This is a genomic window from Xanthobacter sp. DMC47 (genome assembly GCF_056313845.1).
Map to the genome: position 1 here is coordinate 212,849 of NZ_JBQUZM010000001.1, position 13,977 is coordinate 226,825.

The 13,977-nt window shown below is 67.9% G+C and carries 11 protein-coding genes; 1 reads left to right on the forward strand and 10 read right to left on the reverse strand.

Features of this window, described 5'->3' with window-relative positions; genetic code table 11:
- Positions 1-88: 88 nt before the first annotated feature.
- Together ACT54R_RS01045 and ACT54R_RS01050 are read right to left on the reverse strand one after the other, a co-directional pair.
- A complete protein-coding gene (locus tag ACT54R_RS01045; protein WP_476322552.1) occupies positions 89-514 on the reverse strand; it encodes a DoxX family protein in 426 nt (141 codons plus the stop codon).
- Between the two features lie 135 nt (positions 515-649).
- Complete coding sequence (locus ACT54R_RS01050) at positions 650-1,048, reverse strand: HesB/IscA family protein (protein ID WP_168458140.1); 399 nt, start codon at positions 1,046-1,048, stop codon at positions 650-652.
- 273 nt (positions 1,049-1,321) lie between these two features.
- Between ACT54R_RS01050 and ACT54R_RS01055 the strand changes: the two genes are divergently transcribed.
- Positions 1,322-5,143, forward strand: coding sequence for a sensor domain-containing protein (locus ACT54R_RS01055; protein ID WP_476322556.1), 3,822 nt, complete (start codon positions 1,322-1,324; stop codon positions 5,141-5,143).
- 46 nt (positions 5,144-5,189) lie between these two features.
- Here ACT54R_RS01055 and ACT54R_RS01060 read toward each other — a convergent pair whose 3' ends face one another.
- The 8 genes from ACT54R_RS01060 to nuoK form a co-directional block, all read right to left on the reverse strand.
- A complete protein-coding gene (locus tag ACT54R_RS01060) occupies positions 5,190-5,459 on the reverse strand; it encodes a DUF1467 family protein (RefSeq protein ID WP_168458142.1) in 270 nt (89 codons plus the stop codon).
- Positions 5,460-5,610: 151 nt separating this feature from the next.
- A complete protein-coding gene (mce, locus tag ACT54R_RS01065; protein ID WP_168458143.1) occupies positions 5,611-6,015 on the reverse strand; it encodes a methylmalonyl-CoA epimerase in 405 nt (134 codons plus the stop codon).
- A 138-nt stretch (positions 6,016-6,153) separates the two neighbouring features.
- A complete protein-coding gene (locus tag ACT54R_RS01070) occupies positions 6,154-7,824 on the reverse strand; it encodes a ribonuclease J (protein WP_168458144.1) in 1,671 nt (556 codons plus the stop codon).
- Positions 7,825-7,997: 173 nt separating this feature from the next.
- A complete protein-coding gene (locus tag ACT54R_RS01075; protein ID WP_476322561.1) occupies positions 7,998-8,765 on the reverse strand; it encodes a biotin--[acetyl-CoA-carboxylase] ligase in 768 nt (255 codons plus the stop codon).
- A 4-nt stretch (positions 8,766-8,769) separates the two neighbouring features.
- Complete coding sequence (nuoN, locus tag ACT54R_RS01080; protein ID WP_168458146.1) at positions 8,770-10,200, reverse strand: NADH-quinone oxidoreductase subunit NuoN; 1,431 nt, start codon at positions 10,198-10,200, stop codon at positions 8,770-8,772.
- Between the two features lie 16 nt (positions 10,201-10,216).
- Complete coding sequence (locus ACT54R_RS01085; RefSeq protein WP_476322565.1) at positions 10,217-11,728, reverse strand: NADH-quinone oxidoreductase subunit M; 1,512 nt, start codon at positions 11,726-11,728, stop codon at positions 10,217-10,219.
- A 2-nt stretch (positions 11,729-11,730) separates the two neighbouring features.
- Positions 11,731-13,656, reverse strand: coding sequence for an NADH-quinone oxidoreductase subunit L (nuoL, locus tag ACT54R_RS01090; protein ID WP_476322568.1), 1,926 nt, complete (start codon positions 13,654-13,656; stop codon positions 11,731-11,733).
- Positions 13,657-13,660: 4 nt separating this feature from the next.
- Positions 13,661-13,969, reverse strand: coding sequence for an NADH-quinone oxidoreductase subunit NuoK (nuoK, locus tag ACT54R_RS01095; RefSeq protein WP_024278575.1), 309 nt, complete (start codon positions 13,967-13,969; stop codon positions 13,661-13,663).
- Positions 13,970-13,977 lie beyond the last annotated feature (8 nt).

Sequence of the window (13,977 nt, forward strand, 5' to 3'; positions counted from 1 at the left end):
GGGGCCGGGCACAGGGCCCGGCGGACGTGTCTTAGAGCATGTTTCGCGGCGGGAGTGTACCTCCCGCCGCACGCGCCGTGGGCGGGGGTCAGCGCCTGCCGGTGCGCTCTTTCTCCAGGCGCCAGCACAGGATGGCGCCGATCATCAGGCCGCCGATCAGGCTGATGTGCTCCACCACCACGTGGAACTCGAACAGGCGCTGCTCGCCCTGCATGGTCCAGAAGGGGTGCGCGATGGGGATGGTCAGTGCGGTGAACACCGCGAGCATGCCGAAGCCGAGCCAGGCCATGCGGTTGGCGATGACCATGGCCGAGCCGCCGAGCAGCACGACGATGGCCAGCGGCACGAAGAACAGCGGAGGCTTGACGCCGAAGAACTCGAACAGCGCCAGCGCCTCGCCGAAATTGAACAGCTTGTCCAGGCCCGCTCCCCAGAAGATGAAGGTGAGCAGGGCACGGGCGACGATGCCGAATGCGGGGCTCGACAGGAGTGCGGCGATGGGACGAGGGGTCAAGATGGCACCTGTGGGCAGTTGAGGCAGCGCGCACGAACCGCCGGCCGAAGCCGGCGCCATGCAACGCCCCTCTCTTGCCCGGGCCAGTCTGAACGGCGGCTGAACCGCCCTGCCCGTCCTGCGCGCGGCCGGCCCTCAGGACGCGTCGGCGGCCGCCGGAGTGATGGCGACGGATTCGCCGCAGCCGCAGGATGACGTCTGGTTGGGATTGTTGAAGACGAACTGGGACGAGACCTTGTCCGTCTTGAAATCCATCTCGGTGCCGATGAGGAAGAGCACCGCCTTGGAATCCACCACCACCTTCACGCCCTTGTCCTCGACCACCGCGTCGAGCGGCGCCACGTCGGTGGTGAAATCGAGCTTGTAGGACATGCCGGCGCAACCGCCGTTCTCGATGCCGACCCGCACAGCCGTTCCCGGCTCGGCATCGGCGAGAATCTCGCGCAGGCGCTCGGCGGCGATGTCGGTGATGCGGATGACCGGCGGCAGGCTGCGCCGGGCGGGGCGGACGGGGGGCGTTTCGGCGACACTCATGGCAGACCTCCAGACCCGGCCGGTTCAAGGTCGGCGGGCCAGCCTCATACAAATGGTGGATGATCGCGGCAGGAGCAAGTCTCAGGATAAGGGTGCGGAGGGTCACCCATCCCACAGGATCGCCACGCAACGCACGTTCGGTATTCTAAAACCTTTTTATCAGGGAAATTGCGTGGTTTCGCTTTTTCCCGGCACAGGCCAAGATATAGGTCCAGGATACGGGCATCAGAGCGGCGGCTAAACGCCGGCCCTAAGGCGGCGGAACGAGGCATCATGAGGGCGCAACCGGCCAGCGGGCGGTTCCGCGCGGCGACCGCCATCATGGCGGTTGCCGTGCTGTGGAGCCGTGCGGCCGAAGCCCAGCCCTCCCTATCCCCCGGCAGCCTCGGCGGCGCGCCCACACTGAAGACCACGCTCATCGCCCTCGTTGCAGCCGCAGCAATCGGCGCTGCCGCGTTCATGGCCACGCTCCTCGTCACCCGGCGCCGCGCGGCAGCGGGGGCCGGCACCGGCCAACCGGCGACGGTCATGGCCGTAACAGGGAAGGCTGCAACGGAACGAGCCGCGACCGGGCGTCCGGCGGCAGGACAGCCAGGGATGAACGGCGCAGCCCCGGCCTTGCCCAGCGGCGCCATGCGCGCCGTGCTCCTGCTGCTGGGGCTGGGCGCGCTCCTCCTCGTGGTCACGGTCCTCGTCTATCAAGCGAGCGTGCAGACGGCGATCGCCGACACCCGGCGACTTCTTGCCACCCTCGCCGAGGTGCAGGTGCGCAGCCTCGCCCAGGAGCGGCAGCGGCTGGAGACCGGGGCGCTGGCCCTCGGGTCGAGCCGCTTCCTGGCGGACGACGTGGCCGGCTGGCACGCGGAGCCCTCATCCGAGCGGCGCGAGCGCCTGCGTCTGCTGCTGGGGGAGAGCGCGCGCGCCTTCGGCTTCACCGGAGCCGAGCTGTGGGCCAACAACGGGGCCTTCATTATGGCCTCCGGCGCGGAGCCCGGCCGGCCGGACGTGGCGGAGGCGGTGCGGGAGGTTGCGGCCACCGGCCAGATGTCGGAGGCCCCTCCGCCGCGCGATTCCGCCCGCGCGCACGGCTTCGCCTTTCTCGTCAATGTGCCGGTGCGGGATGCCACGCATGATCCGTGCTGCGTGCTGTTCCTGCAGTCGGCGGTGCGGCCGGAAGCCCACCCCATGCTCTCGGCCGTGTTCCGCACCGCCCGCACCGCCGAGGCGCTGCTGGTGGGGCCGGACCCGCGCGGCGGCGTGCGCGTCACCTCGGCGGTCTCGCGCGATCAGGCCGCCCCGCTGCCGCGGACCTTCATCGCCGATCCTTTCGCCTTCGCGGCCGGCAGCGATCGGCCTGGCGTCGCCGGGACCGGTGCCGATCCCTCCGGCCGCGCCGTGCTGGCTGTGCGCACGGCCATCCCCGGCGATCAGTCGGCCCTGGTGCTCAAGGTGAACCGCGACGAGATTCTGAGCGGTGCGCGCACCTCTGCCTTTTTCTCGGCGGCGCTCGCCTGCGTGCTTCTACTGCTGGCCCTGGCCGTGGGGCGCGGCCTCCTGCAGAAATCTCGGATGCGCGAGGCGGCGCGGGAGCTGTCCGCGGCCCGCGCGGTGAGCGAGGCGGAAGCGCGCTTCCGCGCCGCTTTCGATCAGGCCGCGACCGGCATCCTCCACCTCGACCTCGACGGCACCATTCTGCGGGCCAACGACAAGGCCTGCGGGATGCTTGGCCGGCCGGCGAGTGCGCTCGCCGGCGAAAGCCTCTGGCACCTGAGGGGGCCGGACCACGCCGCCGCCGGCACCGACGTGATCCGCCCGCTGCTCGATGGCCGGACGGCCGAGATCGACACCGAGGAGAGCCTCGTGCGGCCGGACGGCTCGGCGGTCTGGCTCGCTTTCACCTTCTCGCTGGTACGCAATGCCGATCGCGAGGCGGACCACATCCTCCTGGTGGCCCAGGACATCTCCGCCCGGCGCGCCGCCGAGGCCGCCCTGCGCGAGAGCGAGGAGCGCTTCGGCCTGGCGGTGAAGGGCTCGGACCAGGGCGTGTGGGATCTCAACCTGCGCACCGGCGGACTCTATCTCTCGCAGCGGGCGCGCGAGATGCTCGGTGTCGGCGCCGACGAGGCCGTGGACGTCCAGCGCCCCTGGCACGAGCTGCTTCACCCCGACGACCGCCGCAAGGTGGCGGCTGCCTGGAAGGCCTTCCTGAGCGGCGGGGCGCCGACGCTGGAGCTGGACATCCGCCTGCGCCGGCCCGACGGCAGCTATCACGATTTCCGCTGGCACGGCCTCGCCGCCCGGGATGCCGCCGGCTCCGTCAGCCGCGCGGTCGGGCTTCTCGCGGATATCACGGGCTCGAAGCAGACCGAGCGCCACCTGCGGCTCGCGGCGGCGGTGTTCGCAAATTCCCACGACGGGCTGGTGGTGACGAACCTCAGGTCCGAGGTGTCCGCCGTCAATCCGGCCTTCTCGCGCATCACCGGCTACACCGAGGAGGAAATCCTCGGCCAGAACATGCGGCTCCTGCATTCCGGCCGACACGACCGCGAATTCTACCGCAGCCTGTGGAGCGAACTGACCACCACCGGCATCTGGCAGGGCGAAATCTGGAACCGCCGCAAGAACGGCGAGATCTTCCTCCAGCAGCTCAACATCACCACCGTCTACGACGACAGCGGCGCCGCGCAGAATTTCGTCGGCGCCTTCCAGGACATCACCCAGACCAAGCATTCCGAATTCGAGCTGGACCGGATCGCCCACTACGACCCGCTCACCGATCTGCCGAACCGGACGCTTCTCGCCTCGCTGCTCGACCTCGCCCTGAGCCGGCCGGGATCACGCTGCGCGGTGCTGTTCGTGGACCTCGACCGCTTCAAGACCGTCAACGACAGCCTCGGCCACATGGCCGGCGACACCGTGCTGCAGATGGCCGCCCAGCGCATCCAGGACGGGCTGGAGAGCGGCGCCACCCTCGGGCGCCACGGCGGCGACGAGTTCGTCATCATCCTCGAGGGCATCGAGGGGCCGGAGACGGCCGCCACCGTCGCGACCCATATCATCCAGGAGATGGGCCGCCCCTTCGCCATGCCGAACGGCGGGGAAATCTACCTCGGCGCCAGCGTCGGCATCAGCCTGTTCCCCGAGGATGCGGACACGCCGGCGAGCCTCCTCCAGCACGCGGATTCGGCGCTGGCGGAGGCGAAGTCCCACGGCCGCGGCGGCTACGCCTTCTACACCCAGGCGCTCACCCGCGGCGCCCGGGTGCGCATGGAGATGGAGGCGGACCTGCGGCGCGCCCTGGCCCGCGAGGAATTCATCCTGAACTTCCAGCCGGTGGTGAACCTTGCCACCGGCCGCATCAGCGGCACCGAGGCGCTGGTGCGCTGGCAGAGCCCGACCCACGGTCTCGTCACCCCCAACCGCTTCATCCCGCTCGCCGAGGAAACCGGCCTCATCGAGCCGCTGGGCAACTGGGTGATGGAGGCGGCCTGCCGGCAGATGGTCGAATGGCTCGACAAGGGCGCCGATCTCGACTTCGTCGCGGTCAATCTGTCACCGCGCCAGTTCCAGCGCGGCGCCCTGTGCGAGTTCGTGGACGACGTGCTGCGCCGAACCGGCCTGCCCGCGCACAAGCTGGAGGTGGAGATCACCGAGAGCACGCTGTTCGACGCCCGCGCGGCCGCCGAGCGCAAGCTGCGCCAGCTCAAGGAAACCGGCGTGCGCATCGCGCTGGACGATTTCGGCACCGGCTATTCCTCGCTCGCCTATCTCAAGCGCTTCCCCATTTCCAAGCTGAAGATCGACCGCAGCTTCGTACGCGACCTGCCGCGCACCGCCGACGCGGAGATCGCCACGGCCATCATCTCCATCGCCCGTGCGCTCGGCTTCTCGGTGGTGGCGGAGGGCATCGAGGATCCGCGTCAGCACGATTTCCTGCAGGCGCGCGGCTGCGACTTCGGCCAGGGCCACCTGTTCAGCCGGGCAGTGACAGGCGAGCGCCTTCTGCGCCTTGCGCTCAGCGGCCCGCTGGCGCCCGGGCCTGCACCGGCCGCGCCGCGCGGCGCGGGACCGATCGGCAGCACCTCCCTGCACTGATGCCGGGAAGCTGATTTCGGAAGGCGGCCCTATTCCCGGTTATTGCCTATTCCTGGGTTTTGAAGGGCATCGGGATGTCTTCCAGCGAGATGATGCCGCTGGTCATGATGTAGACGATGCCGGCGGTGATGATGAGCGCGATGACGCTGGTGGCAATCACCTTGTAGAGCATCAGCGGCCGCACCGGCGCACCGGGATCGGTGCCCGGCGTGACGTCCGCGCTCTCGGCCTGGGAGCGCACGCCCCACGGCAGCACGGCGAACAGGCTGGTCCACCAGACGATGAAATAGATGGCGACGACGGCACCGACCGACACGGCGTCTTCCTTGACTGGCGGCGCCGTGAGGCCGGCGCCGCGAAGGGAATTTCAGGCCATCGGCCCCGGTCTTCGACCGGCGCCGAAAGGGCTCGTTCTCGCGCCGCGCGGGCTGGGCACGGCCCGTGAGACAAGCCCGCAGGCGATGGGCTCAGGCCTGCTCCAGTTCCACCAGCGTGCCGTTGAAATCCTTCGGATGAAGGAAGAGCACCGGCTTGCCGTGGGCGCCGATCTTCGGCTCGCCCGAGCCGAGGACGCGCGCGCCCTTCGCCTTGAGCTGGTCGCGGGCGACGATGATGTCGTCCACCTCGTAGCACAGATGGTGGATGCCGCCGTCCGGATTGCGCTCCAGAAACTTGGCGATGGGCGAATCCGCGCCGAGGGGCTCCAGGAACTCGATCTTGGTGTTGGGCAGGGTCACGAACACCGTGGTCACCCCGTGCTCCTGCTGGGGCACCGCGGCGGAGACCTCCGCGCCGAGCGTGTCGCGATAGAGCGCCGAGGCGGCCGCGATATCGCGCACCGCGATGGCCACGTGGTTGAGCCGTCCGATCATGTTTCCCTCCGGTTCCTCACCGATCCATAGCGCAACGAGGCGAGCCGAGAAACACGACCTCCGCAGGAGAGCGGATGTTGGGTTGCCCCGCTCAGGCGCCGCGCAGGCTTGGTTCGGATACGCGGCCTCCGAACCGGCTCACACCTCCAGCACGTGGACGTGGCAGACCGGCTTCTTGCCCCACGCCGCATTGACGGCCGAGCGCACCGCCCGCTCCAGGCTCTCCGCGAGCGCCTCGGGGTCGCGGCGGCGGGCCTTGGGAAGGTTGTCGAGGGTCGCGACCACCGTGTCCAGCACGTGGTCGAGCATGTCGATGCCGCCCTCCCCGCGCTCCGGCACGCCGGTGATCTCGACGGAGGGATCGCCCGCAAGGCCGCCCTGCTTGTTCACCGCAACGGCGATGGAGATGGCGCCCACATAACCGAGCTTGCGCCGCTCGGGGATGGCGCGGGCGCCCTCGGCGAGCAGCAGGCGGCCATCCTTGTAGAGGCGGCCGAATGGCACATCGTCCACCCGCTCGGCCGGGCCGGGGGCGAGGCGGATGACATTGCCGTCGTAGCAATTCACCACCTCCGGCACGCCGAGGCGGCGGGCGAGCAGCGCGTGCTCGTGAAGATGCAGCGCCTCGCCATGCACCGGAATCGCCACCTGCGGGCGGATCATGCGGTACATCTCCTCCAGCTCGCCCCGGCGCGGATGGCCGGAGACGTGGACGAGGGCCGTGCGGTCGGTGATGACCTCCACTCCGCGCTTGATGAGCGCGTTGACGATGTGGTTCACCACCTTCTCGTTGCCGGGAATGGTGCGCGAGGAGAACACCACCTGGTCGCCCGGCGACAGCGCGATCTCCGGATGGTCATCGTCGGCGATGCGGCGCAGCGCGGCGCGCGGCTCGCCCTGGCTGCCGGTGAGGATGGCCACCACGCGCTCGCGCGGCAGGTATCCATAGGCGTCCGCACCGCGGAAGGCGGGAATGCCGTCCAGCAACCCCTGCTCGCGCGCGACGCCGATGACGCGCTCCAGCGCCCGGCCCACCAGCACCACCTCGCGCCCGTTGGCATGGGCCGCCTCGGCGATGGCGCGGATGCGCGCCACGTTGGAGGAGAAGGTGGTGAAGGCGATGCGGTGCTTCGCCTTGGCGACGATGCCCTTCAGCGAGGCGGCCACGTCTGACTCGGACGGGGAGATGCCGTCGCGGATGGCATTGGTGGAATCGCAGATGATGGCGCGCACGCCCTCATCTCCCAGCGCCTTCAGGCGCGCCACGTCGGTGGCCTCGCCCACGAGGGGGGTCGGGTCGAGCTTCCAGTCGCCGGTATGCACCACCAGCCCCGCCTTGGTGCGGATGGCGAGGGCGTGGCTGTCCGGGATGGAGTGCGAGACTGGCACGAACTCTACGGAGAACGGCCCGATCTGCACGGGCTGCCGCGCGCGCACCACCTCGATGGGCAGCTCGGACGGCGCGCCCGGCTCCCCGGCGCGCTTCGCCTCCAGCAGGCCAGCGGTGAAGCGGGTGGTGTAGATGGGGCACTTCAGGCGTGGCCAGAGGTCCAGCACCGCGCCGATATGGTCCTCATGACCATGGGTCAGCACGAGCCCGGCGATCTTCTTGCGCTCGGTCTCCAGGAAGCGGATGTCCGGCAGCACCAGGTCGACGCCCGGGGCCTCCTCTCCCGCGAAGCTCATGCCGAGATCGACCACGAGCCATTCCCGCGCCTTCTTCGGGCCGAAGCCGTAAAGGCCGAGGTTCATTCCGATCTCGCCCACGCCGCCGAGGGGCGCGAAGACCAGTTCATCCGTGGGTGCCATCAGGGGGTCACTTCCAAACGCGGCGCCCTGCGCGCCGGCGCATGGGCGTGCCGGCAAGCGCGTGACGCGCCAAACAGGAAGAGCCCCGCGACGCGAGGCTCAGGAAAAGGCGGGCGGCCGTATGATGGGGTCCCGCCGCAGCAATGCAAGCCTTCAGAGCTCGGCCGCGACGATCAGTCGGGCTTGCCGAGGGAGACATCGCCCGCGGTGATGATCTCGGCCACGCCATCCCGACGCCGCAGCATCATGGCGCCGCGGGTGTCGATATTCTCGAAGCGGCCGACCACCTCGCGCTCGCCGATCTTCACGCTCACCTGGTCGCCCATGCCCAAGGCATGGCGCATCCAGTCCGAGCGGATGGCGGCGAAGCCGGCGCCGGCGTTCCACTGATTGAGGCGCACCGCCATGGCGAGGTCGAGCGCTTCCAGCATCCGATCCGGCGCGGTGGGCGCGCCCAGCGCCTCGAGGCTCGTCGCCTTGTAGGGCAGGTCCTCGGGATGGTGCAGGCAATTGACGCCGAAGCCGATGACCGCAGCCGGGCGGCCATGCGGATCGGTGCCGCCCTCCACCAGGATGCCGGCGACCTTGCCGCCGTCGATCAAGAGATCGTTCGGCCACTTGAGCTTCATGTTGTCCGTCGCGATCTGCGGCGCGGCGGAGATCACCGCATCACGCAGCGCGAGGCCGGCGACGAAGCAGAGCTGCGCCAGATTCGCCACAGGCGCCGGGTTGGGCAGCACGAGGGTGGCGAAGAGATTGCCGAGCTCGGACGTCCACGGCCGGCCGCGGCGTCCCCGCCCGGCCGTCTGGATGTCGGCGACCAGCCACACCGGGAAGGTCTCGCCGCGTTGCAGGCGCGCCATCCCCTCGGCGTTGGTGGAGCCGATCTGGGTGAAGCGGACGATGGGAACCGTGGAACCCTGGAATTCGTAATGAGCCATCGTCTCAGAAGAGCGAACGGGCAGCGGCACTCGCAGCCTCAATGAGAGGAGCGGGATAGACGAAATAGAAGATGGTGAAAAGGCCGCTCACCGCCAGCACCGCCTTCAGCTCGGTCGGCATGGGGTCGAAGGCGTCCACCGGCTCGTCGAAATACATGATCTTGACGACGCGCAGGTAGTAGAAGGCACCCACCACCGAGGCGAGCACGCCCACCACAGCGAGGCCGTAGAGGCCGGCCTGGATGGCGGCGACGAAGACGTAATATTTGGCGAGGAAGCCCGCGAGCGGCGGGATGCCGGCCAGCGAGAACATCAGAGCGCCGAGCATCAGCGCCATCAGCGGGTTGCGGCGGGCGAGGCCGGCGAGGTCGTCCACCGTCTCCACCGCCTGGCCCTTGCGGCGCATGGTGAGGACGCAGGCGAAGGTGCCGAGCGTCATCACCAGATAGATGGCCATGTAGAGCAGCACGCCGCGCACGCCCTCGGTGGTGCCGGCGGCGAGGCCGACGAGGGCGAAGCCCATGTGGCCGATGGAGGAATAGGCAAGCAGTCGCTTGATGTTGCGCTGGCCGATGGCGGCGAAGGCGCCGAGCACCATGGAGGCGAGCGAGACGAAGGCGACGATCTGCTGCCACTGGTGCGAGACGTGCGGGAACGCCTCGATGAGCACGCGCACGAAGATGGCCATGCCGGCGACCTTCGGGGCGGAAGCGAAGAAGGCGGTGACCGGGGTGGGCGCGCCCTCATACACGTCCGGCGTCCACATGTGGAACGGCACGGCCGAGACCTTGAAGCACAGGCCCGCCACCAGGAACACGAGGCCGAAGATGAGGCCGATGCTCGGCTCCTTCGCCACGGCGGCAATCTGCAGGAAGTTCACCGAGCCGGTGAAGCCGTAAATCAGCGAGGCGCCGTAGAGCAGCATGCCCGAGGAGAGCGCGCCGAGGACGAAATACTTCAGGCCCGCCTCGGTGGAGCGCACCGAGTCGCGGTTGATGGCCGCCACCACATAGAGTGAGAGGCTCATCAGCTCCAGGCCGAGATAGAGGGCGATGAGGTCGCCGGCGGACACCAGCATGAACATGCCGAGCGTGGCGATGACCACCAGCACTGCATATTCAAACTTCGCCTGCTTCTCCCGCGCCTGCCAGTCCACCGACATGATGAGGGAGACCAGCGCGCCGATGGACGCCAGCACCTTCATGAAGCGGCCGAAGGCGTCGATGACCAGCGATCCGTTGAAGGCGGCGAGTTCGGTGCCCGGCTGAAGCAGCACCAGCACGCCCGCCGCGGCCAGCACCGCGATGGCGAGGCCGGTGACCAGATTGGCCGAGCCCTCACCGCGGAACGCGCCGATGAGGATCAGCACGATGGCGGAGACGGCGAGCACCAGTTCCGGCAGGACCGCGCCGAGGGGAGGCAGGAGCTGCGACATGAGGCGTCCTCGAAAATCAGAAGCTCAGCAGCAGGGCGGTCTTCACCGCGCCCGCCACGGAATCGGTGCGCGCGACGACCGCGTTCACCGCATGGGATGTCATGTTGAGGATGGGCGCGGGCCACACGCCGAACAGGATAGTGAGGATCACCAGCGGGACCATGATGGCGATCTCGCGGGGCGAGAGATCCATCATGGACTTCAGCTTTTCCTTCTCCAGCGGGCCGAACACGACGCGCCAGTAGAGCCACAGCGCGTAGGCCGCGGAGAGGATGACGCCGGTGGCCGCGAAGAAGGCGACCCAGGTATTGCGCTCGAAGGCGGCGAGCATGGTGAGGAATTCGCCGACGAAGCCCGAGGTGCCCGGCAGGCCAACGTTCGCCATGGTGAACACCATCAGCACGGTCGCGTAGAGCGGCATGCGCTTCACGAGGCCGCCATAGGCGGCGATCTCGCGGGTGTGCAGCCGGTCGTAGATGACGCCGACGCACAGGAACAGCGCGCCCGAGACGAAGCCGTGGGAGATCATGAGGAACATGGCGCCCTGCAGGCCCTGCTCGTTCATGGCGAAGATGCCCATGGTCACAAAGCCCATGTGGGCGATGGACGAGTAGGCGATCAGCTTCTTGATGTCCTCCTGCACCAGCGCGACCAGCGAGGTGTAGATGATGGCCACCACCGAGAGGGTGAACACCAGCGGCGCGAAATAGTGGCTCGCCTCCGGGAACATGGGCAGCGAGAAACGCAGGAAGCCGTAGCCGCCCATCTTCAGCAGCACGCCGGCCAGGATGACGGAGCCGGCGGTCGGCGCCTCCACGTGGGCGTCGGGCAGCCAGGTGTGCACCGGCCACATGGGCATCTTCACCGCGAAGGAGGCGAAGAACGCGAGCCAGAGCCAGTACTGCATGCCCGACGGGAAGCCGAACTGCATCAGGGTGGGCACGTCCGTCGTGCCGGCCTTCCAGTACATGGCCATGATGGCAAGCATCATCAGCACGGAGCCGGCCAGCGTGTAGAGGAAGAACTTGAAGGCCGCATAGATGCGGCGCGGCCCGCCCCACACGCCGATGATGAGGAACATCGGGATGAGGCCGCCCTCGAAGAAGAAGTAGAAGAGGACGAGATCGAGGGCCGTGAAGGTGCCGAGCATCATGGTCTCGAGCACCAGGAAGGCGATCATGTATTCCTTCACCCGCTTATGCACGCTCTCCCAGGAGGCGAGAATGCAGAAGGGCATGAGGAAGGTCGTGAGGATGACGAAGGGCAGCGAGATGCCGTCCACGCCCATGTGGTAGGACGCGAGATCGCCGAGCCACGCCTTCTTTTCCACGAACTGGAAGCCGGGGGCGGAGGCATCGAAGCCCGGCAGCAGCAGCAGCGACACCAGGAAGGTGACGAGCGTGGTCCACAGCGCCACCCAGCGGGCGTTGCGCGCGGACACCTCGTCGTCGCCCCGCACCACGAAGATGAAGAGCGCCCCGACCAGCGGCAGGAAGGTGACGACGGAGAGGATGGGCCAGTCGGTCATCGTCACACTCCGGCGAACATGAACCAGGTGATGAGGGCCGCGACGCCGATCAGCATCACGAAGGCGTAGTGGTAGAGGTAGCCGGTCTGCAGCCGCACCACCCCGCGGGTGATGTCGAGCACGCGGGCGGAGACACCGTCCGGTCCCAGCCCATCGATGATGGTGCCGTCACCGCGCTTCCAGAGGGTGCGGCCGAGCCACAGGGCCGGGCGCACAAAGAGGAAGTTGTAGATCTCGTCGAAGTACCACTTGTTCAGGAGGAACTGGTACAGCGCATCCTGCGACTTCGCGAAGGCCGGCGGGATCTTCGGGTTCACGATGTAGAACCAGTAGGCGATCAGCGAACCGACCACCATCATCACAGTGGGCGCGAAGGCGGCCCAGCCGGGGATTTCGTGCATGGCGTGGAGGATGTGGTTCTCCGCCCCCATGAAGATCGAGTGGCGGAAGAAGTCGTGGACGCCTTCGCCCACGAAGATCCCGTGGAAGGCCCAGCCCGCGAAGATCGCGCCGAGGGACAGCACGGCGAGCGGAATGGTCATCACCAGCGGGCTCTCATGCGCGGCCTCATAGTGATGATGGTCGTGCGGATGGCCGAAGAAGGTGAGGAAGATCAGGCGCCAGGAATAGAAGGCGGTGAGCGCCGCAGCGATCACGGTCATCCAGTAGCCGTAGGTGCGGAAGTAGTTGTGGCTCGCATAGGCCGCCTCGATGATGGCGTCCTTGGAGTAATAGCCGGCGAGGAAGGGGAAGCCGGTGATGGCCAGCGTGCCGATCACCATCGTCCAGTAGGTGAAGGGGATCTTCTTCCGAAGGCCGCCCATGTGCCGCATGTCCTGCTCGTGGTGCATGGCGTGGATGACCGAGCCGGCACCGAGGAAGAGCAGCGCCTTGAAGAAGGCGTGCGTGAGCAGGTGGAACATGCCGATGGAATAGGCGCCCGCGCCCATGGCCACGAACATGTAGCCGAGCTGGGAGCAGGTCGAATAAGCGATCACCTTCTTGATGTCGTTCTGCACCAGGCCGACGGTGGCGGCAAAGAAGGCGGTGGTCGCGCCCACCAGCATCACCACGTTCAGCGCGGTCTGCGACAGCTCGAAGATGGGCGACATGCGCGCCACCATGAACACGCCGGCCGTCACCATGGTGGCGGCGTGGATGAGGGCGGACACCGGGGTCGGGCCTTCCATCGCGTCCGGCAGCCAAGTGTGCAGCAGGAACTGGGCCGACTTGCCGCACGCGCCGACGAACAGCAGCAGCGCGATGACGGTCGGCGCATCCCAGTGGTGGCCGAGGAAGGTGATGGTCTTGCCGGCCAGGCCCGGGGCGGCGGCGAACACCTCCTCGAAGGCGATGGAGCCGGTCATCACGAAGATGGCGAAGATGCCCAGCATGAAGCCGAAGTCGCCCACCCGGTTCACCACGAAGGCCTTCATGGCCGCCGCGTTCGCCGAGGGCTTCTCGTACCAGAAGCCGATGAGCAGGTAGGAGGCGAGACCCACGCCTTCCCAGCCGAAGAACAGCTGGAGCAGGTTGTCCGCCGTCACCAGCATGAGCATGGCGAAGGTGAACAGCGAGAGATAGGCGAAGAAGCGCGGCCGGCTCGGGTCCTCGTGCATGTAGCCGATGGAGTAGAGATGGACGAGCGAGGACACGGTGGTGACGACGATCAGCATGATCACCGTCATGGTGTCGATGCGGAACGCCCAGTCGACCTTGAGGTCGCCCACGTAGATCCACTTCATCACCTGCACGCGCGTGTCATGGTCGCCGAAGCCGACCGAGAAGAACGCGATCCAGGCGAGCAGGCACGCGACGAACAGGAACGAGGTGGTCACCACCTCGCTGGCGCGGTCACCGATCTTCTTGCCGAACAGGCCGGCGATGAGGAAGCCGAGAAGGGGGAGGAAGACAATCGCCTGATACATGGCCTCAGCCCTTCATGGCGTTGATGTCCTCGACGGCGATCGAACCGCGGTTGCGGTAGAACACCACGAGGATGGCGAGGCCGATGGCCGCCTCGGCTGCGGCGACGGTGAGCACCAGCAGCGCGAACACCTGGCCCGTCAGGTTCCCGAGGAAGGCGGAGAACGAGACGAGGTTGATGTTCACGGCGAGCAGGATCAGCTCCACCGACATGAGGATGACGATGACGTTCTTCCGGTTGAGGAAGATGCCGAGCGTCCCGAGCGTGAAAAGGATCGCCGCGACGGTCAGATAGTGGGAGAGACCGATGTCCATGCCCATCC